The sequence below is a fragment of the Paenibacillus sp. FSL R7-0273 genome, assembly GCF_000758625.1.
In the GTDB taxonomy this organism is placed as follows: domain Bacteria; phylum Bacillota; class Bacilli; order Paenibacillales; family Paenibacillaceae; genus Paenibacillus_AQ.
The window spans coordinates 1349144-1368810 of record NZ_CP009283.1 but is presented as its reverse complement, the minus strand read 5'-3'; the positions used below and the strand labels follow the sequence as shown (position 1 = coordinate 1368810).

Below are 19667 nucleotides of genomic sequence, written 5' to 3'. Positions count from 1 at the left end.
GCGGCAGTGTCTGTGCATTTGTTCCAATCATGACCCATCGGCCTCCCTTCTGTTCTTAGTAAACCCAATATAATCGGCGCTGGTGTAAATTGTCAACCCTGTACTCCGGTAAAAAATTATTTAAATTTGTGCCAATCCTGGCTGCTGTTCTCCAGCAGATGGGCAAAATCGTTCTCCAGCCGCTTCTGCTCAGCCTTTCGCTGATCCTCTGCGGCTTTGCGGACGGCCTCTTTTTTATCCTGCTCTTCAGCCTTTAGCGCATCGGATTGAGCCTTCAGCTTGCTCAGCACATCACTGCTCAGCAGATCCTTGAGTGTAGCCGGGGCCTCTGCTGCTGCAGGGCGCGGAGCACTTGTATTTTGCTTCTTTTTAGCCATTGTAATCGTCCTTTCAGATCCTGTATTATCTTCAAATTTGTTTTAGCAGGCGGTCATTCCGTTTATAATGTACAGTAAGAGGTGAGCCTTATGAAATCCGTAGACCTGTGTCCGAAGCTGCAAAAAAGCATGGATATTATCGGCAGACGCTGGACGGGCTTAATCATCTATCAGCTTCTCCAGGGCCCGCAGCGTTTCAGCACCATTGAGTCCGCGCTGCCCGTCAGCGGCCGGCTCCTGTCCGAACGGCTGAAGGAGCTGGAGCAGGAGGGCATTGTGCTCCGCGAGGTTTTTCCTGAAACACCTGTAAGGATACAATACTCCCTGACGGATAAAGGCAGGGGTCTTGAAGCCGTCATGCGTGATCTGGAAAAATGGTCGGACGCCTGGATTGATTCCGCGGAATGTCCGCCGCAGTAGCCTCAGGAGCAGTGTGCTGTGCCATTACAGCTCAGGCTGCTGCAGCTTGACTCCGATAATGACCAAATCACGCGGGATGCCGTCCATTACGGCAACCCCCGGAAGCAGTCCCCACTCCTTGAACCCGAACTTCCTCAGCAGGGCCAGACTAGGCTCATTGTGGCCGAATACAAATCCGACCAGATTCTGGAGGCCAAGGCGCGGACATTCCTCCAGTGCCTTGGCCAGCAAAATGCTGCCGGCTCCTTTGCCGCGAAATTTTTCATTTACATACACGCTGATTTCAGCAGTTGCATTGTACGCAGGACGTCCGTAGAAGGACTGAAAGCTGAACCAGGCGGCAATCTCATGTTCATGCTTCAGTACCCACAGCGGACGGTGATGGCTGTTGTGCTCATAGAACCACTTCAGCCGGTCCTCCACACTTACCGGCTCAAGATCGGCAGTCACCATTCTTCCTGCAACTGTCGAGTTATAGATTTCCACGATTGCCGCTAAATCCTCAATTGTTGCATCCTCTACGCTGTAATTGTTCCAGGCCATGCTGCTGTTCCCCCTAGTGATCTATACTAATCATTCTATACAAGTACAACATAATGTGCAGTTTTGTTATCCTACCCTGCTGCCGTCTAATCTTCCAGTCCCGTCTGCTCCAAGCTCCATTGCCATAAGCGGGCCGCTTCTTTGGCATCTGCGGCTCTCGGCGACAGCTCCTGGAGTTGGCGGCGGTAATAATATTGCCCGCTGATATTGCTTAGCTCCGGAGCCGTCGCCAGATAAACGGCGGTATCCGCCCCCTGCTCCGGCGTCAGGAAGAAGTACGACAGCAGCTTCAGCACTGAACGGCCGAAGCCGGTTTCCCGGTTCACTCCGATGCTTGTTCCGACAGCTCCCGGATGGACTGCATTAACCGTAACTCCGGTCCCATGCAGGCGGGCAGCCAGCTCCCGCGTGAACAGGATGTTGGCCAGCTTGGAGCGGGCATAAGCCTTGGCCGGATTGAAGCCGCGCGACAGCGTATGGTCCTCCAGGTAGAGCTTGCCGATCTTGTAGGCACCGGAGGCTACAACGACGACCCTGCCCTGCTCCGCCTTCTTAAGCGCCCCGAGCAGCAGATTGGCCAGCAGGAAATGCCCCAGATGATTGACACCCAAATCCATCTCGTAGCCGTCTGAAGTCAGCTCCCGCTTGAGCGTAACCACACCGGCATTGTTGATCAGGACATCCAATACCGGATAAGCCGCCAGAAATTCCCCGGCAAAGCTGCGGATGCTCTGGAAGGAAGCCAGATCACACAGCATCAGCGTAATGTCCTCCGACCCGCTCTGCCGCCGGGCTTCAGCCAGTGCTGCTTCGCCCCGTGTCCTGCTGCGGCAGGCCATAATTACCTTCGCTCCCCGGCGGGCCATTTCAATCGTAGTAGCCAGTCCCATACCGGAGTTGCCGCCGGTGACGAGCACAATTTTGCCATGCATAGCCGCTCATTCTCCTCTCCTGCACAGGACCCTGCCGACTGCAGTCCCGGCCTGGCTTTTACCAGGCAGTTGATCTAAGATAATGTTACATTATATCAGGGGTTCAAGAAAAGAATAGCCCCAAAACTTTCAGGAGGTGAATCCGGGAGACGCTCCCGGAGCTAACGATGCAGATCAGACCGAATATTATAGTGCTCACTATCCCGCTGGGAGAATCCCAGGTGCATCCTGTATTGCTTAAAGACGAAGACGGGCTGACGCTGATTGACACCGGCATGTTTGATCAGTATGAGGCTCTGATTAAGGCCATTGAGGAAGCAGGCGAAGGCCCTTCCAGCCTGAAGCGGATCATTCTAACCCATCAGGATACAGACCATATCGGGAATCTTCCCGCACTTGTCCGCCAATTCCCCGGTATCCGGCTGTTCGCCCATCCGGGTGATCTGCCGGTTATAAGCGGCAGCCAGCCCATGCTCAAAATGACCCCGGAACGGATTGCCCAGCTGCCGCCGGAACGCCGGGAAGCGTTCGGTCGTTTTCTGGAGCAGCTGAAGCAGCTGCCGGAAATCGAAGAGCTTCATGATGCTGAACAGCTGCCCTGGGGCGGCGGGCTTGAGATTATCCATACTCCCGGGCATACACCGGGTCATATCTGCCTCTACCTGCGGGAGCAGGAGCTGCTGCTTGCTGCTGATGAGCTGCGTGTTCTGGACGGGGAGCTGGCCGGACCATGGGATGCGGCCACACCGGATATGCCGCTGGCGCTGCGCAGCCTGCTGAAGCTGAAGGACCTGCCGGTCCGCACCATCCTTTGTTATCACGGCGGAGTATATGAAGGCAGCCCGCAGGAGCTTATCGGGACATTGACGGAATCTCTGCTATAATTAGAGAATTGATGTTTAGAAGGGTTATACGAAAGGGGAATATCTTAAATGAACGATGCTCTGAAAAGTCTAGAGCAAGGAATGGCAGCCGGCGGGCTGGATGCCCTGCTGGTAACCGATCCCAAGCATGTATACTATCTGACCGGATTTGCCTCGAACCCGCACGAGCGGTTTCTGGGCCTTTTGCTGATCCGCGGTGAAGAGCCTGTGCTGATTGTCCCGGCACTGGACAGCGAGGCTGCGCAGGCCGCCTCCTCGGTTACAACAATCCTGACGCACAGCGATACGGATAATCCGTATGAGCTGCTTCAGTCCCGCTTCGGCGGCGCTGCGCCGGCAGTCTTCGGTATCGAGAAGGAGCATTTCTCCGTCAGCCGCTATGAGCTGCTGTCCGCTGCCGTTCCGGCCGGAAGCTTCAGCGACATCGGCCACCTGCTGCGGGCTATGCGCGCCAGAAAGACACCGGAGGAAATCAGCCGGATGAAGCATGCCGCCGAGCTGGTAGAGGAGGTGCTCCGCCGCGGGCTGAGCCATATTAAGAGCGGAGTGACCGAGATCGAGCTGGTTGCAGAGCTGGAGTATCTGATGAAAAAGGTCGGCGCTTCCGGCCCCTCCTTCGACACTATGGTGCTCTCCGGCCCGAATACGGCGCTGCCGCACGGCGTGCCTGGCGACCGGATCATCCAGCCCGGTGATCTGCTGATGTTCGATATGGGCGTATATGCGGCGGGCTACGCCTCCGATATTACCCGTACCTTTGCTGTCGGCGAAATCGACAGCAGGCTGGTTGAGATTTATAATACGGTACTGGCCGCCAATATGGCCGGTATAGACGCTTCCCGGGCCGGGGCTACCTTCGGCTCGGTGGACAAGGCTGCCCGTGATGTGATTGAGGCTGCAGGGTACGGTGAATATTTCATGCACCGGGTCGGCCACGGCCTCGGTATGGATACTCATGAATATCCGTCCATGCATGGACTGAACACCGACATTATTGAGCACGGCAATGTGTTCACTGTTGAGCCGGGCATCTATGTGCCGGGTCTGGGCGGAGTGCGTATTGAGGATGATGTGTTCATTACGCCCGAAGGTCCGGTCACTCTGACCAGCTTCCCTAAAGAGCTCACTGTACTTCATCTGTAGGCAGCAACAAGCCAAGCAAGCTTATATTTATGCAAAAAAGCAGCAGGCCCATTTCCGGGAGCCTGCTGCTTTTTATTTGTACTCAGCCGGCTGTTTTGCCGACTGAGGCATACGTATTCTTTTACAGCTCAAGCTTTGCACCGTCATTATCCTTGCGGGCTCCGGTCTCTTCAGCAAAGCTGAAGGAACGGGCGATGTAGAGGATAGGCGTGCCGGCGCCGGTCAGCAGGAACTTGGATAGATAGGTTGTCAGCAGAATCTCCGTCCATACCTTCAGATCATATAGTCCGGCAAAGGCAATTGTGCAGAAAATCAGCGTATCGACAAAGGAGCTGATCATTGTGCTGCCGTTCGAACGGATCCAGAGCTGGCGGGAGCTGCCGTAATATTTACGGATCCAGGCGTACAGGCGTACATCCAGAAACTGGCTGATGAAATAAGCGGTAAGACTGCCCAGGGCCAGCCTCGGCATCAGGCCGAAAATCGTTGTCAGCGAGGACTGCGCAATGTCCGTCTCCTGCGGCTCAAACACAAGCACCATCTGCATAATCGCTGTCGTCATCAGCAGCGTGAAGAATCCGAACCAGACCGCATTACGCGCTTCAGCCCGCCCGTACTTCTCATTCAGCAGATCACTGGTCAGATATAAGGTGACATACATCGTGTTGCCGAGCGTCATAACGATTCCAAAGGGCATCTCGATCGTCTTGGCTACCTGGATGTTAGCAATAACAGTCGCTATTCCCACCCAGGCGTACAAGCCCTTTTTGCCGAACAGCCGGTAACAGATCAGAAAAAAAGCAAAATTGACAACCACAAACAAAATTCCCCACAGCAAATTAAACATGTATCTATAAATCCTCCTAGTTTTGGTTACGCGGGATGGTTACGAACCGCGGTTATGATGTTATGCCGGAACAAACATTACTACTCTATCACAATAAAACCTTACAGGCCATGAAATTTTGTTTCCAGTAAATTCACTAATTTATCTGTATATTTTCGCAAATAACGAATTTTATCTGAGAATCATTAATTTTTTCAGAAAAAACTGTATTATTATTGCATATTTCACTATTCAACCGGGGGTTAATTCTATAGAATAGTTATCAATCGCATTGCCGTAACCGATATCCTTAATATGACCTATACCTGTGGAATATACTGTGCCTGCTTTACAGTTAAGCATCCGCAGCAGTGGGATATACGATGCATCCAAACGACGAAGGAGAGAATGAAATGGTACGCTTTAAAAATTCGATCAGCCGCAAATTCACGCTTCTTTTGTTTGCCGTATTGTTGCTAACGTCTCTTGTGCTAAGTATCAGCTTCTACTTTATTTCCATGAGCACCATTGACAGCTACGTTATGCCGCAGATTAACAAGCTTTTGACTGCAGCGGCCCAGGATTCTTACAAAGGAATGAATGCAACGCATGCCCAGCAGACCCTTAACCAGAGCGAGCAGGCTGCAACCAATCTTAAATACTATTTTAAGGATAAACGGGCACAGCATGATGTGGAGAGCATCTTCCTGATCAATCTCGCCGAAGGCAAAGCAACTGTGCTGGCTGCTGATCAAGACTCCAAACTGAAGCCGGGTGATAGTCTTGCCGTAAATGCCGTAATGACCCAGGCCTCTAAAGGCAAGCAAGGAATCAGTGATACATATAGTGATAGTAACGGTATACATAGAACCGCATATGTTGGAATTCCCGGCAGTACTATGCTGGTTGGCGTAAGCTATGATGTGGGCTTTGTCCAGGATAAAATCGACAGCATCATTTGGACCAGCGTAGGCATCACCCTAGCCTCCCTTATTGTCAGCCTCACCGCTGCCTATTTCATGACCCGCAGAATTACCCGGCCGCTTACCCAGCTGACAGCCTACAGCAACAAGATGGCAGGAGGTGACTTCACCCAGGAGCTCACGGTCAAGGGGAACGACGAGGTCAGCCAGCTGTCGGAAAGCTTCCGCAGCATGGGCCACAAGCTGAAGGACATGATCGGCCAGGTGCTCGAAACCTCGAATACCGTTGTGGCGGATGCCAATGATCTGAAGACACGGGTCGAGGTGCTGAACGGGATGGCTGAACGCTCCGCCGAGTCTGTGACTGAGATCAGCAAGGGCAGTGCAACCATCGCCAGCAGCGCCTTCGAGAACTCCAGAGCAATGGAGGAGATCAATGTCGGCATCCAGCATATCGCTTCGGCAGCCGGTGAAGTAACCGAGCAGATCACCGAGGCCTCAGCAGAAGCAACCGGCGGTAACGAAATCGCACAGAGTGCTGTGGAGCAGATGCGCCAGGTAGAGCTTGCCTCCGTACATTCGCTTGAGCAGTTCCGCATCATGAATGAACGTTCGCAGATGATCGGCGAAGTGGTTCAGGGCATTACCGAAATCACGAAGCAGATTCAAATGCTCTCGCTCAACGCTTCCATCGAAGCAGCACGCGCCGGTGAGCACGGCAGGGGCTTCGCCGTAGTAGCCGGAGAGGTTCGCAAGCTGTCCGAGCAGTCCAAGGAATCCAATGAGCAGATCCGTGAATTCCTGCTCAGCCTGCAGCAGGATATGAACCGGTCGGTAGAGGAAATGAACCACGTGAATGCGGAGGTATCCTCCGGGGTCGGCAAGGTAGTTGCCGCAGGAGACGCCTTCAACCACCTGCTCATTCTGATTCAGAGCATCAGCCACAGCATCCAGTCCGTGTCGGCCGCTACCCAGGAAATCTCCGCCGGCACCGAGGAAGTCAGCGCCTCTGTCGAAGAGGCAGCACAGATCACTGCGATGTCGCAGACCATTGCAGATTCGCTGGCCGGGGATTCTGCCCGCCAGCATCAGGAGCTGGAAGGCAATGCGCTGACCGTAGAGCACCTGCATGAGCAGGCCGTCAAGCTGCAGAAGGCTGTAGCCCAGTTCAAGATTTAAGAATAAAGGGACTCCATGGAAGCGCCGCTACGCGGCAGGCTTCCTTGGAGTCCCTTTTTGGGTTGAAGCAGAATGCAGGGGACGTGCTTGTTCCATGGCTGTACCTCCAGGCGGATTACAGCAAAGAGACATAACCGTCAGACAACGCAGTCCCTGCGTTTCCTCCGTTTCCTCCGGTTCGCTGTCGCCGGCACACTGGTACAATCCAGCCGGTAAGCTGTTCAATCCGGCTTCTGGTTCGTTTGGCTAGTTTGACCTCTTGGGACTTCCGCCCGGACTTCTGCGAACCCGTTAACGGACCGCAGCGCCGTTATTTTCCCTATCTGCTGCATTTGCCCGGGCTAACGGACTGAGGAGCCTTTATTGCCGGTCTAGAACGTGTTTTTCGCTTCAATATGACTGAATAACGGCGCTGGGGTCCGTTAGAAGGAGAATGTTGGATTGTAGCGGCAAAGAAGATCATTCCGGTCCGTTAACTAGCTTCTTGGAGCCCAGAGGATGACGGATACTCCAATGATGCAGATGGCAGCGCCAATCCAGTCGTACATATCCGGTGTTTTTTTGTCAACCAGCCAGCCCCACAGGACTGCCAGCACAACGAATACACCGCCGTATGCCGCGTACACTCTCCCGAAGGACGGGAATTTCTGCAGTGTCGGGATGATCCCGTATGCGATCAGGATGACAGCGCCTGTAAGTCCGTACCAGAGCGGACGGGACTCACGCAGCCAGAGCCAGACCAGATAACCGCCGCCGATCTCGGCGAGACCGGCCACTACAAACAGCAGAATTGCCATCATCATTGCTATTCCTCTTTTCCGGGCAGGCCCATTATTGCATACACAGCTTCCATATTCAGATTCTCCCGCACAGAGGAAGCGAGCCGGTCGAACTCCTGCTCACGCAGATCTGCTGCCGAGAAGGTTACAGCCTTCGGTGCCAGGCCCTTGGCCACCCGTAGTCCGTCAAGCCAGCGGCGGCGCAGCTCATCGTTATGGAACAGTCCGTGCAGATAGGTTCCCCATATTCTCCCGTCAGGGGTACCCCAGCCCTCAAGCTGCTCCTGCCCGTCCTTTCTATCCAGCCGGAACAGGCTGCGGACTGCGGCAGCATCGTGATTCGTTGTAGCTCCCATATGGATTTCGTATCCGCCTACAGGGATATTCGCCGCCTCCTGCTGTGTAACCCCGCCTAATTGCAGCGGATGGCCGCCAGCCAGCGTACCTGTTACCCGTACAGTCGTTTTGTGCTGCAGAAATACCGTGGACAGCGGCAGATAACCAAGCCCCTCGCTTTCCCCCGGCTCACTGCCCTCCACAGCATCCGGATCAAGCAGCCTTTGTCCCAGCATCTGGTAGCCTCCGCAGATGCCGGCCAGCTGCTGTGTACCCTGGCGGAGTGCAGCTGCGATTGCTGCGGAGAACCCCTGCTGCCTCAGGAATGCGAGATCCGCCGCGGTATTCTTCGTGCCCGGCAGAATGATAACATCCGGCGTACCGAGCTCTGCGGCAGTGTTCACGTAACGTACTGAAGCATCCGGCTCAGCCTGCAGCGGATCGAAGTCCGTGAAGTTCGAGATGCGGGGATAGCGGATGACCGCAATGTCCAGCTCTTTGGAGCTGCCCGCCAGCCGCGCCGGGGCTGCATCCAGCACCACGGAATCCTCCGCCTCGATCCGCAGCTGCGGGAGGAAAGGAAGCACCCCAAGCACAGGAATGCCTGTACGCTGCTCCAGCCAATCCAGCCCCGGCTGCAGCAGCGAAAGGTCCCCGCGGAACTTATTGATGATAAAGCCTTTGACCCGGGCCCGCTCATGCGGCTCAAGCAGCTCCAGCGTACCTACAAGAAAAGCAAACACGCCTCCCCGGTCAATATCGGCAACCAATATAACCGGGGCGTCTGCCCAGCCGGCGAGATTCATGTTGACGATATCGCGGGCCTTGAGATTAATCTCGGCCGGGCTGCCTGCGCCCTCCATCAGCACGGCATCATAGGCCTCACGCAGCCTGCCGAGCGCAGACATTACCGTATCCTTGGCCTCCGGAAGAAATTTCTCGCGGTACTCCCGGGCACTGAGCGCCGTATGCGGCACACCGTGCACCACAATCTGCGCACTCATCTCACCCGACGGCTTCAGCAGAATCGGATTCATATCGGTGGTTGCAGTAATGCCAAAGGCCTCTGCCTGCATTCCCTGGGCCCGGCCGATTTCCTTGCCATCCTCGGTAACGTAGGAATTCAGCGCCATGTTCTGTGATTTGTACGGGGCTACACGGTATCCGTCCTGCATCATAATCCGTCCGATGGCAGCGGTAACGAGGCTTTTGCCGACATCCGAGGCGGTCCCCTGGATCATCAGTACTGCCGCAGGCTGATGCTGTGCATATGTATCTGTTAGCTTTTTCACGTGGACCCTCCTTTCCCTTATTCTGATCCCGGACTGGTTCAGACTAGCTGCTCCTGTGCTGTCTACAGTAGGTTGTGCTGCAGCAGCACGAGAAGCAGCAGCAATGCTGCTTCGAGCAGCTCGTTCAGCGCGCCGTACACGTCGCCGGTGAGCCCGCCGAGCCGGCTGCCGATCTTCCGCGCCGCATACCCGCCGCAGGCAACGGCGGCCAGCGGCGCCAGGCAGGCCGCAGCCAGATGCTGCGGCCACGCCCCGCCTCCCGCGCCGAGCACCAGAGGTGCTGCGGCCGCGGGAAGCGTCAGCAGAGCGGCGAGCAGCATGGCGCGCCGCTCCTGGCGGACCGGCAGCGCGGCGTAGCTCGCTGCCAGGCCTTCATTGCCGCGGGCCAGGGGGAAGCGGGCCATGGCCCGCACCATGTACCAGCGGCTCCACACCGGCGGCAGCAGGAGCAGCGGCAGCTCGTAGTAACGGCTGCCCCCGATGAACGCTGCCAGGAGCGCTGCCTTCAGCAGCAGCAGCAGGACACAGGCAAGCACGCCCATCGCTCCTACGCGGCTGTCCTTCATAATCTCCAGCATCCGCTCCCTTGAGCGGTAGCTGAGCAGCGCATCGGCGCTGTCCATCCAGCCGTCCAGATGCAGCCCGCCGGTCAGCCCCACCCACAGGATGAGGGTTATGACAGCAGCGGGCCAGACCGGCAGCAGCCACGCGGAAGCCGCGGCGGCTGCAGCTGCGCTAAGCCCGATGGCTGCACCGACCAGCGGGTAATAGACCACGCTGCGCCGCAGCAGCTCCGGCGAGAAGTCACCGCCATCCTTGACCGGAAAGCGGGACAGAAACTGAAAAGCGGCAGCGGCATCCCGGCGCGCGCTCACAGCTTATACTCCCGGCTTTTGAGCTCTACCGGAATGCCGGCAGTGACCAGAAATACCTGCCGGGAGTGCGCCGCCAGTCTTGCATTCATCCTGCCGGCCAGATCCCGGTACAGCCGTCCGAGCGCATACTCCGGTACAATCCCGTCACCCACTTCGTTCGTCACAAGCACCAGCGTCCCTTGGAAGGATGACACGCTTTCCTCAAGCCGGGCAATCTCCTCCTCCACCCGCTCCTGCCTGTCGGGCTCGCCTTCAACAGCCAGCAGTACATTGGACAGCCAGAGGGTCAGGCAGTCCACCAGCACCGCCTTGCTTCCCGATAGGCGGCCAAGCACTCCGGGCAGATCATGCGGCTCCTCTACCGTCTCCCATTGTCCGCCGCTCTCTTCACGCTGGCGGCGGTGCAGGGCAATCCGCGCCTTCATCTCTTCATCGAAGGCTTGTCCTGTCGCCACATAGACCGCCTGCTCCGCCAGAGACAGAGTCAGCCGCTCGGCGAAGCTGCTTTTGCCGCTGCGCGCACCGCCTGTAACCAGAATGCTCATCGGCTCTCCGCTCCCGAGACTCCTGCGCTTTCAAAGGTAGCCATTTCGCGCATAATCCGGCTGGCCGCTTCAACCAGATGCAGGCAGAGCACGCCGCCGGTTCCCTCACCCAGCCTCAGCCCAAGGTCAAGCAGCGCTGTCAGTCCAAGCCGCTCCAGCATCAGCTTATGCCCCTGCTCACCGGAAATATGGGAGGCAACCATATAGTGGATAGACTCCGGTGCAAGCGCTTTGGCAACCAGTGCCGCCGCTCCGGAAATAAAGCCGTCCAGCACCACCGGAACCCGGGCTGCCGCAGCGCCCAATATAAGCCCGGCCAGCCCGGCGATCTCAAGCCCGCCGACCTTGGATAACACATCAATAGCATCCTCCGGATCAGGCGCATTCAGCTCCAGCGCCCGCTCCACAACGGCGATCTTATGCCGCAGCCGTTCATCGTCAATGCCGGTCCCCCGTCCGGCAGCCGTCTCCGCCGGAATACCTTCAAGCGCACATAGCACTGCTGCGCTGGCTGTTGTATTGCCGATGCCCATTTCGCCGGTAATAAAAATCTCCGTTCCGCTCTGCACCGCTTCCTGAGCCACACCGATCCCGGCCAGGACAGCCTGCAGCGCTTCTTCGCGGCTCATCGCCGGACCCTGCGCCATATTGCCGCTGCCATAGCGCACTTTACGGGCAATCAGCTCAGGATGGCTGACATCCGCCGCTATGCCGATATCAACCAGCTTCACCTCTGCCCCGGCCTGGCGGGCCAGCACATTCACCCCGGCACCGCCGCTGAGGAAATTGTAGGCCATCTGAACAGTGACCTCCTGCGGAAAAGCGCTAACCCCTTCGCTGCAAACACCGTGGTCAGCGGCCATAACAACCACCGTACGCTTACCGTAAGCCGGCTGCTCCGTACCGGAAATACCCGCTAGCCGCACCGCCAGCTCCTCCAGCCGCCCAAGGCTCCCCGGCGGCTTGGTCAAAATGTCCAGCCGCTGCTCCGCCCGCCGGACCGCCTCCTGATCGGCCGGTGTGATTCTGTTGATTACTTGCCCGATTGCTTGCCCGATTGCTGAATGCATCCTTAATTCCTCCTATGTATCATCTATCTCTCGTCTATCTCTCGCCTCACACTGCCCGCCATGCCATTTGTCATTTGTCATCTGTCATTTGTCGCTTATTGTATACTCTCACCTGCAGCCCCTGGTTCATCAGTTACCTTACTCCGCCTGCTCCCTCACACTTGCCCCGCAGCTGCACCACCAAATGAACCCATCCTACTAACTAACGGACCCTGCAGCCCTTATCTATCAGCAAACGACCCATTCCCTGAGCTAAACGGACTCAGGAGACTTTATTTGCTGACAAAATAGCCAACGAGACGGGTTTTGGGAGTTATAAGCGCACTGGAGTCCGTTAGCTTGGACAAAACGGCTAAAACAAGCAAATAAGGTCGTCTGTGTCCGCTACAACTGAACCGAACACTCATAAGCCAAGCCGGTTAGGGAAGCACTCAGATGGCAGCCCCGGTAGCGTCAACTTAGGCAGGAAGCCGCGAATCCGCAAGCACCTCTGGAATAGCAGTCCCGGCCCTGCAGCACTTTTGTCCGGCCCGTTTTACGCAAAAAAGCCCCCATCCGAAGAAGGGAGCGCCCGTCTGCCGCCGTTATGCATCAGCAAACGTCTCATTGCCATATCCCTTTTTCTTCTTCAAGGATTATAGGGGATACGCCATGATCTTACAATTACATTTTTACCTTCATGAAGCCTTCCATCCGCTCCAGCGCCTCGGTCAGCTTAGCTGTGGAAGCTGCATAGGAGCAGCGGATATGCCCTTCGCCTCCGCTTCCGAACACATGCCCGGGAACAGCGGCAACTCCTGCTTCCTGCAGCAGCCGCAGTGCAAATTCCTCCGACCGCATTCCGGTGCGGGCAATCGACGGGAAGGCGTAGAACGCCCCTTCCGGCTCGCGGCAGTCCAGGCCAATGGTCCGCAGGCCCTCGACGAACAGCGTTCTGCGCTGCCGGAAGACCTCCTTCATCCGGTCCTTGTCCCCCAGCCCGCTGCGCAGCGATTCCAGGGCAGCGATCTGCCCCAGCACCGGCGCGCACATCGCGGTGTACTGATGGATCTTCAGCATCGCAGCCAGCAGCTCGCGGTTCCCGCAGGCGTAGCCGACACGCCAGCCGGTCATGGCGAACGCCTTGGAGAAGCCGCTGATCAGAATCGTCCGCTCCTGCATCCCGGGAATCGAGGCAATGCTGACATGCCTGCTGTCATAGGTCAGCTCGGCATAGATTTCATCGGACAGGACCAGCAGGTTATGCTCCTTCACCAGCTCAGCAATAGGCAGCCAGTCTTCGTAAGACATCACCGCCCCGGTAGGATTGCTCGGGAAGTTCAGTACAAGCAGCTTGGAGCGCGGTGTGATCACCTTTTCAAGAGCTTCTGCCGTCAGCTTAAAGCCCTGCTCAGCCGTAGATTCCACCTCGATCAGAGTGCCGCCGTTCAGATGGGCAATCGGCGAGTAGGCGATATAGCTCGGCGAAGGGATAATAATTTCGTCGCCTGGAGCAGTGAACGCACGCAGCGCCAGGTCCAGCGCTTCGCTGCTGCCTACGGTAACGATCACTTCGTCAGCAGCATTATACTGCAGCCCAAATCCGTTCCGCAGATACTGCGCTATCTCCTCCCGCAGCTCGGGCAACCCGCTGTTCGGCGTATAGGTGGTCTCGCCGCGCTCCAGCGCACGGATACAGGCAGCCCGGATATGCTCCGGCGTCTTAAAGTCTGGCTCCCCCACGCCAAGTGAAATAATATCGTTGTTACCCGCTGTAAGATCAAAAAAAGCGCGGATGCCCGAAGGCGCAATCTCCCGCACACGCGGGGCGATCCACCCCTGCGTGTGCGCAAACACCGGCTCATTAAACATGACTGGTCACCTCCCGTATGCCTATTTCTTCCGGTGCCGCGTGTGCTCCGGCCGCCTCGGCTTCCTTATTATAGCCCCGCTCCCGCAGCGAGCCCTCAATAATCGCATCCAATAGTCCGCTGAACGTATACCCGGCAGCAGCAGCGCTGCGCGGAAGCAAGCTCGTTTCGGTCATGCCCGGCAGCGTATTTACCTCAAGCACGTAAGGCACACCCTTTTGCAGCAGCATATCCACTCTGGCGTAGACAGAGCATTTCAGCGCCTTGTAGCAGGCGAACGCCGCCGTCCGCACCCGTTCATGTGTACCCAGTGACAGCTGGATAATCTGCTCATCCGCTCCGCCCTGCTCGTATTTGGCGCTGTAATCGAACCATTCCGCACCCAGCGACTGGATGCCGATCACCGGCAGCAGCTCCCCGCCAAGGATAGCGCAGGTAATCTCCTGCCCTTCGGTGAAGGCCTCGATCAGGATCGCACGATCCTCGGCAAAAGCTTTTTCCACCGCCACACGCAGCCCCTCAGCGTTATCCACCTTGGACATGCCGATGCTGGAGCCGCCGGAATTGGGCTTTACCATAACCGGGTAGCCCAGCTGTCCCACAGCTTCCTCTGAATAGTCCTCCATGCTCTCCCAGCACAGCCAATTTGGGGTCAGCACGCCTTTGCTGCGGAGAATGGTTTTGGACAGATGCTTATCCATGCACAGGCTGCTCGCCAGCACACCGCTCCCGGAGTAGGGGATACCGAGCGTTTCCAGCGTTCCCTGGACCGTTCCGTCCTCGCCGTAGGCACCATGGAGCGCCAGCAGCGCGAAATCCAGCCCTTTTACCGCATCAATCAGCTGTCCGCGCTCCTCAATTACAACCGGCACCGCCTCATATTTGCTCCGGTCCAGATGTTTTAGCATCTCTTTACCGGTATTCAGCGACACTTCGTATTCAGAGGACACTCCGCCCATAATTACGCCTACTTTTAACATATCCCCATTCCCCTTTTCATCTCATCCGAGTAGTAGTTGCCGTGCTTTCCTGCCGATAATCCCGATTCCCCTGCGTATATCGTCATCCGCCACCCTGGAAAAGCCCAGCCGCAGCGTGTTCTGTCCTGTTCCGTCTGTAAAGAACATATCCCCCACCGTAAAAATAACCCCCTGCTCCCGGCACGCTGCCAGCAGCTCTCGTGTGCTGAAGCCCTCCGGAAACGTGACGAACAGATGCAATCCCCCGTCCCCGCTCACCTTGCAATCCGGCAAAAGCTCCTTACAGCACGCCATCGTCAGCTCATATTTCCGCTTATATTCCGTTCTGGCCCGTTTGAGATACTTCTCCAAATTCCCGCCGAGCAAATATTGATACAGTATGGACTGGTCGAGCGTGGAGGTGTGGATGCTGCGTGCTCTTTTGACACTTTCCAGATAATAGATCAGCTCCTGGTCCGCCAGCACCCAGCCTACTCTAAGCCCGGGGAACAGCACCTTGGAAAAGCTCCCCAGATAAATCACACTGTTGCCGCCCCCGGCCGCCGCGATCAGCGGAGCCACATGCGAGCCGGAATAGCGCAGCTCCTCGTTGAACCCGTCCTCAATCACCGGCACAGCGTAGTCGGCCATCAGCTTCATCACGCGCAGTCTTTTCTCGGGAGACATGACAATTCCGGTGGGATTGTGGTAGGACGGCACGAGGTAGGCACAATCATACATCCCGTCCTCCAGCGCCTGCTTCAGCTCCCCCAGATGGATGCCGTCACGCTCCATGGCGACCCCGCGGATGCCGAAGCCGTTCAGCTGCAGGTTTTTGAGCGCCGTATGATGGGTCGGATTCTCACAGAGCACCTTCCCGTGCCGCTGGCCTAACGCTGACAGCACAATATCAAAACCCTCCGTGAACCCGTTCGTAATCAGCAGGTCCTTGCCGCGCATGTCTACGCCCTTATGCTCCATATATTGCTTCAAAAAATCTATCAAAGGCTTATACCCCTTAGCATAGCCATAGTTCAGCAGCACATTGCCTTCTACAGACATCCGCTCCAGAAAGGCGCGTTTTACATTATCCAGATCGAACAGACTTTCATCAGGTGCGATACTGGTAAAAGAAATCGTGTCCTTCCCCGCGCGGATGCCGCGTTTCATAATATCCAGCTCTTCGGCCAGCAGCGCCCTGCTGCTCAGGCGGCTTTTCCAGTCCACATTCCAGACGGGCGCTGCTGTATTTTCCGGGAGGGCAGCGTTACTGACATAACTCCCCTGTCCCTGCACCGTATAGGCGAACCCGTCATCCTCCAGCGCCATATAGGCTGAGATCACGGAGTTGCGGCTGACCTTGAGCAGCAGGCTCAATTCCCGGGTAGAGGGCAGCTTCTGCTCCCCCTGGAGGGCACCCCTCAGAATAAGGCTTTTCATATAATCCTTAACCTGCACATACACCGGCCGCCCGGCAATGAGCCTGAAATCATTAAACATCCGTTATTCGCCCCCTGTAGCTATCATGGCATAATCTTTTCCGTAAAAAAAGAACCACAGACCCGGCATTTTCCTCCGCCTGTGGTTCCTCTTGTCTGCTTACTCCCCGGTCCGCTGGCTGCTCCGGTAGGCTGTCGGCGATACGCCGTTCAGCTGCTTGAACATTTTGCTGAAATGGTATTCCTCGTAAAAGCCGCACAGCTTGGCAATTTCCCTCACCGGATAATCCGTAAACGTCAGGTAGCGGCACGCCTGCTGGTTCTGGATGTGCATATGATATTCCTTCGGCCCCATGCCGGTATATTTCAGGAAAAGCTTGCGCAGGTACGAGGCCGAAATGCCGTACTCCTCCGCCATTTTTTCGATCCGGTGATGGTCCATGTAGGCATTCTCAAGCTTGCTCTTAATCTGCTCAAAGGCGGCAAAAGCCCCCGACTCCATCAGATTCCAGTCCGCCCGGACGATCTGGTGCAGCTTATGAAGCAGAATCTGTGTTTTGGCGCGGGAAACGGCCGTTCCGGCAGTCTGCCCCGGCAGCCACTCCTGGTTAATCTCCCGGAACATAGCGCCGATCTCCTCAGCCTGCCCGGGGCCATACTGGCCCAGAAAAGGAAGCCGAAGTGTCTCTATGGGCCGGACGTTCCTCCAGACCGCATCATAGCCAAGCTCCGCACAATCGAACAGCAGCATCGTGATGCGCAGCGGGGCTTCCATTTCTGAACGCATGGACATTTTGAGGCCGGGCTTCAGATAAGCCAGCATCCCTGCCTGCACCTTATGCTCCACATTGGTCCGGAAGATCCCCTCCCCCTCATGAATCCAGTACAGGCTATGGACATTGACCATGTTGCGGATATCCTCCCAGCCCGGAAAAGTCACTTTATCCAGCACAAAATGAATATGTACACTCAGGTCATTCAGGTTATAGGCATTCACTTCCAAGACAGTCTCCCCTTTGCTGCTGCAGGCGCGATTTATACAAGACTTTATTGTTTTTTTCTATTCAATGCCGTAATGGTAAATGATACTATCCATACTAACACGATGCCTGTAAAAGACAATGCCATCGCACAATAACGGGGAGGCGCACACACTTGTTAAGAACTTTTCGTCAGCATAATATCCGCGTAACAGAGCTACTGGACGGGCCTTGGGATTTCGTGAAGGATCCTTTAAATGCAGGCCTTGAGGAGAAATGGTTTGAGCGTTTTCCACATTCTCCGCAGACCCTTTACGTCCCTTCCTGCTGGAACAATGAGCTGGGAATGTATGAATATGAGGGCGTAGGCTGGTACCGCAAAAAAATCGTGCTGGGCAGTGAGCAGCATGTCCGGCTGATTTTCCACGCTGTGCAGGGCCACTCCGATGTTTATCTGGACGGGCAGCATCTCGGCTACCACTACGGCGGCTTTACGCCTTTTGAGTTCCTTGTGCCGTCTCTGGCCGCAGGAGAGCATGAGCTGATTATCCGCACGGACAGCACGCTGGACCGCTTCACTATTCCGACTGAGCAGGTGGACTGGTTCCATTACGGCGGTATCATCCGCTCGGTGGAGCTGCAGTTTTTGCCGGACCTCTATATTGAACAGCTAAAGATTGATTATGAGCTGCAGGGTGCAGAGGCTGAGGTGTCTGTACAGGTGCAGTTGCGCTCTTTGCTGACGGACGCGCTGGCGACCAGGCTGGTGCTCAGTGAAGGCGGGCGGGAATTGCATGCGGAGGATGTGCAGGTTGAAGCTGGTCAAGTATTAAACCATGTAATCAAGCTGCGGCTGAAGGACGTGCGTCTATGGAATGTCGGCAAGCCGGAATTGTATACGTTCCAGCTGCGGACTGCGCATGACGACAAGCTTGAGCGGATCGGCTTCCGCACGATTGAGACCAAGGACCACCGGATTCTGATCAACGGCGCCCCGGTCTATCTGAAGGGTGTGAACCGGCATGAGGAGCATCCGGAATGGGGCTTTGCTTTTCCGCCGAAGCTGATGCACAAAGAGCTGGATATCATTCTGGAGCTGGGCTGCAACACTGTCCGGGGCTCCCATTATCCGCAAAGCTCCTATTGGCTCGACCTGCTCGATGAGAACGGGCTTGTATTCTGGAGCGAGATTCCGATCTGGGGCTGCTTCCTGCCGAATGAGACCGTCAGCGAGCCGCTGTTCCGGGACCGCGCCCTGACCATGATTGAAGAGATGATCGGGACGCATTATCATCATCCAAGCGTGGTGTTCTGGTCTGTGCACAACGAGATTGATACCCGCACGCAGGAAGCCTATGCATTCACAGAAGCACTGATCGGACTTGTCCGGAAGCTCGATACCTCACGGCTTGTCACCTATGCGACCATGCATCCGCTGGAGGACATTCTGCTGCCGCTGTTTGATGTGATCGGCATCAACAAATATTTTGGCTGGTACGAAGGCGAGGTCAGCGGCTTCAAGGGCATGCTGGAGCAGTTCCATAAGCGTGCGGAGCAGCTGGGAGCGGGCGACACGCCGGTGCTGATGACCGAGTTCGGCGGTGCCGGACTGTTCGGGGACGCCGGCTGGGAGCCGCGGCTGTTCAGCGAGGACTATCAGGCGCATATCGTGACCGAAGCGCTGAACATCTTCCGCGCTGATCCGAAGATCGGCGGCACCTACATCTGGCAGTTCGCCGACATCCGCGGCGACCTGAAGAGCAGCAGCAGGAACTTCCGCGACCGGGCCCGCGGCTTCAACAACAAGGGCCTCGTCAACGAATACCGCAAGCCCAAGCAGTCGTTCCGCGAGGTGCGGCGGATTTATCAGTCGTGGACTGACTGAGGATTGGTTGATGGTTGAAAGCCCCCGCCTGGCGGCGCGGGCTTTTTTTCTGTATCTTGTGAGCTCCGGCTCTCTGCCGTTGGCTGGCTGGCGCCTGGTTGAGGGAAGATGGCGGGAGCTCTCATGCCGGGCTCTGGTGTTGGATTCTAGTACTGAATGAACCTTAGTGTCGGCTTTACTGCTGGCTGCTGCTAGACACTACTACTAACTTTGCTGCGATCGCTCATTATGGATGCTGAAACCCCAGAACTAACCATCCACCAGCCTAACGGACTCAGATGACGTTATTTCCACAAACTCGCCCTTCGTTCCAACGTAACGGACTCAAATGACCTTATTTACTGCCAAATTACGCCTCCGAGGTCATTTGGCGGCAAATAGCGGCTGCTGAGTCCGTTAGATCAGAAATACTCTCAAAATCCAGTAAATA

General features: G+C 56.3%; 18 protein-coding genes. 5 read left to right on the top strand and 13 right to left on the bottom strand.

Annotated elements, in window-relative coordinates; translation table 11 throughout:
- Positions 1–116 precede the first annotated feature (116 nt).
- The gene (locus R70723_RS05950; protein WP_039870535.1) at positions 117–377 is read right to left on the bottom strand and encodes a YqkE family protein; all 261 of its coding nucleotides are present in this window, start codon (positions 375–377) and stop codon (positions 117–119) included.
- 90 nt (positions 378–467) lie between these two features.
- Between R70723_RS05950 and R70723_RS05945 the strand changes: the two genes are divergently transcribed.
- Positions 468–797, top strand: coding sequence for a winged helix-turn-helix transcriptional regulator (locus R70723_RS05945; protein WP_039870533.1), 330 nt, complete (start codon positions 468–470; stop codon positions 795–797).
- 24 nt (positions 798–821) lie between these two features.
- Here the strand turns inward: R70723_RS05945 and R70723_RS05940 are convergent, their stop codons facing one another.
- Together R70723_RS05940 and R70723_RS05935 are read right to left on the bottom strand one after the other, a co-directional pair.
- Positions 822–1340, bottom strand: coding sequence for a GNAT family N-acetyltransferase (locus tag R70723_RS05940; protein WP_039870531.1), 519 nt, complete (start codon positions 1338–1340; stop codon positions 822–824).
- Between the two features lie 86 nt (positions 1341–1426).
- Entirely contained in the window at positions 1427–2272 is an 846-nt protein-coding gene (locus R70723_RS05935; protein WP_039870529.1) for an SDR family oxidoreductase, read from the bottom strand.
- 167 nt (positions 2273–2439) lie between these two features.
- On the opposite strand from R70723_RS05935, the gene R70723_RS05930 reads away from it, so the two are divergent.
- Both R70723_RS05930 and R70723_RS05925 read left to right on the top strand, forming a co-directional pair.
- Positions 2440–3156: an MBL fold metallo-hydrolase gene (locus R70723_RS05930; protein ID WP_039870527.1), complete on the top strand. Its 717-nt coding sequence runs from the start codon at positions 2440–2442 to the stop codon at positions 3154–3156.
- A 48-nt stretch (positions 3157–3204) separates the two neighbouring features.
- On the top strand, positions 3205–4299 hold the full coding sequence (locus R70723_RS05925; protein WP_039870524.1) for a M24 family metallopeptidase: 1095 nt from the start codon (positions 3205–3207) through the stop codon (positions 4297–4299).
- A gap of 121 nt (positions 4300–4420) precedes the next feature.
- Here the strand turns inward: R70723_RS05925 and R70723_RS05920 are convergent, their stop codons facing one another.
- The gene (locus R70723_RS05920) at positions 4421–5146 is read right to left on the bottom strand and encodes a queuosine precursor transporter (protein ID WP_039870522.1); all 726 of its coding nucleotides are present in this window, start codon (positions 5144–5146) and stop codon (positions 4421–4423) included.
- A gap of 392 nt (positions 5147–5538) precedes the next feature.
- On the opposite strand from R70723_RS05920, the gene R70723_RS05915 reads away from it, so the two are divergent.
- Complete coding sequence (locus R70723_RS05915) at positions 5539–7227, top strand: methyl-accepting chemotaxis protein (RefSeq protein WP_039870518.1); 1689 nt, start codon at positions 5539–5541, stop codon at positions 7225–7227.
- A gap of 476 nt (positions 7228–7703) precedes the next feature.
- Here the strand turns inward: R70723_RS05915 and R70723_RS05910 are convergent, their stop codons facing one another.
- The 9 genes from R70723_RS05910 to R70723_RS32765 form a co-directional block, all read right to left on the bottom strand.
- A complete protein-coding gene (locus tag R70723_RS05910; RefSeq protein WP_039870516.1) occupies positions 7704–8030 on the bottom strand; it encodes a YnfA family protein in 327 nt (108 codons plus the stop codon).
- A gap of 2 nt (positions 8031–8032) precedes the next feature.
- Positions 8033–9583, bottom strand: a complete 1551-nt coding sequence (locus R70723_RS05905; protein WP_047171336.1) for a cobyric acid synthase — start codon at positions 9581–9583, stop codon at positions 8033–8035.
- A gap of 113 nt (positions 9584–9696) precedes the next feature.
- The gene (cobS, locus tag R70723_RS05900; protein WP_039870511.1) at positions 9697–10509 is read right to left on the bottom strand and encodes an adenosylcobinamide-GDP ribazoletransferase; all 813 of its coding nucleotides are present in this window, start codon (positions 10507–10509) and stop codon (positions 9697–9699) included.
- Positions 10506–11054, bottom strand: a complete 549-nt coding sequence (cobU, locus tag R70723_RS05895; protein WP_039870509.1) for a bifunctional adenosylcobinamide kinase/adenosylcobinamide-phosphate guanylyltransferase — start codon at positions 11052–11054, stop codon at positions 10506–10508. The genes cobS and cobU overlap by 4 nt, the downstream gene beginning before the upstream one ends.
- On the bottom strand, positions 11051–12124 hold the full coding sequence (gene cobT, locus R70723_RS05890) for a nicotinate-nucleotide--dimethylbenzimidazole phosphoribosyltransferase (protein ID WP_039870506.1): 1074 nt from the start codon (positions 12122–12124) through the stop codon (positions 11051–11053). Before cobT ends, cobU begins: the two co-directional genes overlap by 4 nt.
- A gap of 663 nt (positions 12125–12787) precedes the next feature.
- Positions 12788–13975: an aminotransferase class I/II-fold pyridoxal phosphate-dependent enzyme gene (locus R70723_RS05885; RefSeq protein WP_047171042.1), complete on the bottom strand. Its 1188-nt coding sequence runs from the start codon at positions 13973–13975 to the stop codon at positions 12788–12790.
- Positions 13968–14954, bottom strand: coding sequence for a D-alanine--D-alanine ligase (locus R70723_RS05880; protein ID WP_081957233.1), 987 nt, complete (start codon positions 14952–14954; stop codon positions 13968–13970). Before R70723_RS05880 ends, R70723_RS05885 begins: the two co-directional genes overlap by 8 nt.
- Positions 14955–14975: 21 nt before the next feature.
- On the bottom strand, positions 14976–16433 hold the full coding sequence (locus tag R70723_RS05875; RefSeq protein WP_039870503.1) for an aminotransferase-like domain-containing protein: 1458 nt from the start codon (positions 16431–16433) through the stop codon (positions 14976–14978).
- 99 nt (positions 16434–16532) lie between these two features.
- On the bottom strand, positions 16533–17369 hold the full coding sequence (locus R70723_RS32765; protein WP_231574904.1) for a helix-turn-helix transcriptional regulator: 837 nt from the start codon (positions 17367–17369) through the stop codon (positions 16533–16535).
- Between the two features lie 158 nt (positions 17370–17527).
- Here R70723_RS32765 and R70723_RS05865 point away from each other — a divergent pair, with 158 nt between their 5' ends.
- Positions 17528–19237, top strand: a complete 1710-nt coding sequence (locus tag R70723_RS05865) for a glycoside hydrolase family 2 protein (RefSeq protein WP_039870500.1) — start codon at positions 17528–17530, stop codon at positions 19235–19237.
- Positions 19238–19667: the final 430 nt, after the last annotated feature.

Bases quoted from the DNA above. Each gene is read 5' to 3' on its own strand.
- R70723_RS05925 (WP_039870524.1), top strand. From the start codon at position 3,205: ATGAACGATGCTCTGAAAAGTCTAGAGCAAGGAATGGCAGCCGGCGGG.
- R70723_RS05935 (WP_039870529.1), bottom strand. From the start codon at position 2,272: ATGCATGGCAAAATTGTGCTCGTCACCGGCGGCAACTCCGGTATGGGA.
- R70723_RS05875 (WP_039870503.1), bottom strand. From the start codon at position 16,433: ATGTTTAATGATTTCAGGCTCATTGCCGGGCGGCCGGTGTATGTGCAG.
- R70723_RS05940 (WP_039870531.1), bottom strand. From the start codon at position 1,340: ATGGCCTGGAACAATTACAGCGTAGAGGATGCAACAATTGAGGATTTA.
- cobU (WP_039870509.1), bottom strand. From the start codon at position 11,054: ATGAGCATTCTGGTTACAGGCGGTGCGCGCAGCGGCAAAAGCAGCTTC.
- R70723_RS05910 (WP_039870516.1), bottom strand. From the start codon at position 8,030: ATGATGATGGCAATTCTGCTGTTTGTAGTGGCCGGTCTCGCCGAGATC.
- R70723_RS05915 (WP_039870518.1), top strand. From the start codon at position 5,539: ATGGTACGCTTTAAAAATTCGATCAGCCGCAAATTCACGCTTCTTTTG.
- R70723_RS05920 (WP_039870522.1), bottom strand. From the start codon at position 5,146: ATGTTTAATTTGCTGTGGGGAATTTTGTTTGTGGTTGTCAATTTTGCT.
- R70723_RS05945 (WP_039870533.1), top strand. From the start codon at position 468: ATGAAATCCGTAGACCTGTGTCCGAAGCTGCAAAAAAGCATGGATATT.
- cobT (WP_039870506.1), bottom strand. From the start codon at position 12,124: ATGCATTCAGCAATCGGGCAAGCAATCGGGCAAGTAATCAACAGAATC.
- R70723_RS05880 (WP_081957233.1), bottom strand. From the start codon at position 14,954: ATGTTAAAAGTAGGCGTAATTATGGGCGGAGTGTCCTCTGAATACGAA.
- R70723_RS05930 (WP_039870527.1), top strand. From the start codon at position 2,440: ATGCAGATCAGACCGAATATTATAGTGCTCACTATCCCGCTGGGAGAA.
- R70723_RS05950 (WP_039870535.1), bottom strand. From the start codon at position 377: ATGGCTAAAAAGAAGCAAAATACAAGTGCTCCGCGCCCTGCAGCAGCA.
- R70723_RS05905 (WP_047171336.1), bottom strand. From the start codon at position 9,583: ATGATCCAGGGGACCGCCTCGGATGTCGGCAAAAGCCTCGTTACCGCT.
- R70723_RS05885 (WP_047171042.1), bottom strand. From the start codon at position 13,975: ATGTTTAATGAGCCGGTGTTTGCGCACACGCAGGGGTGGATCGCCCCG.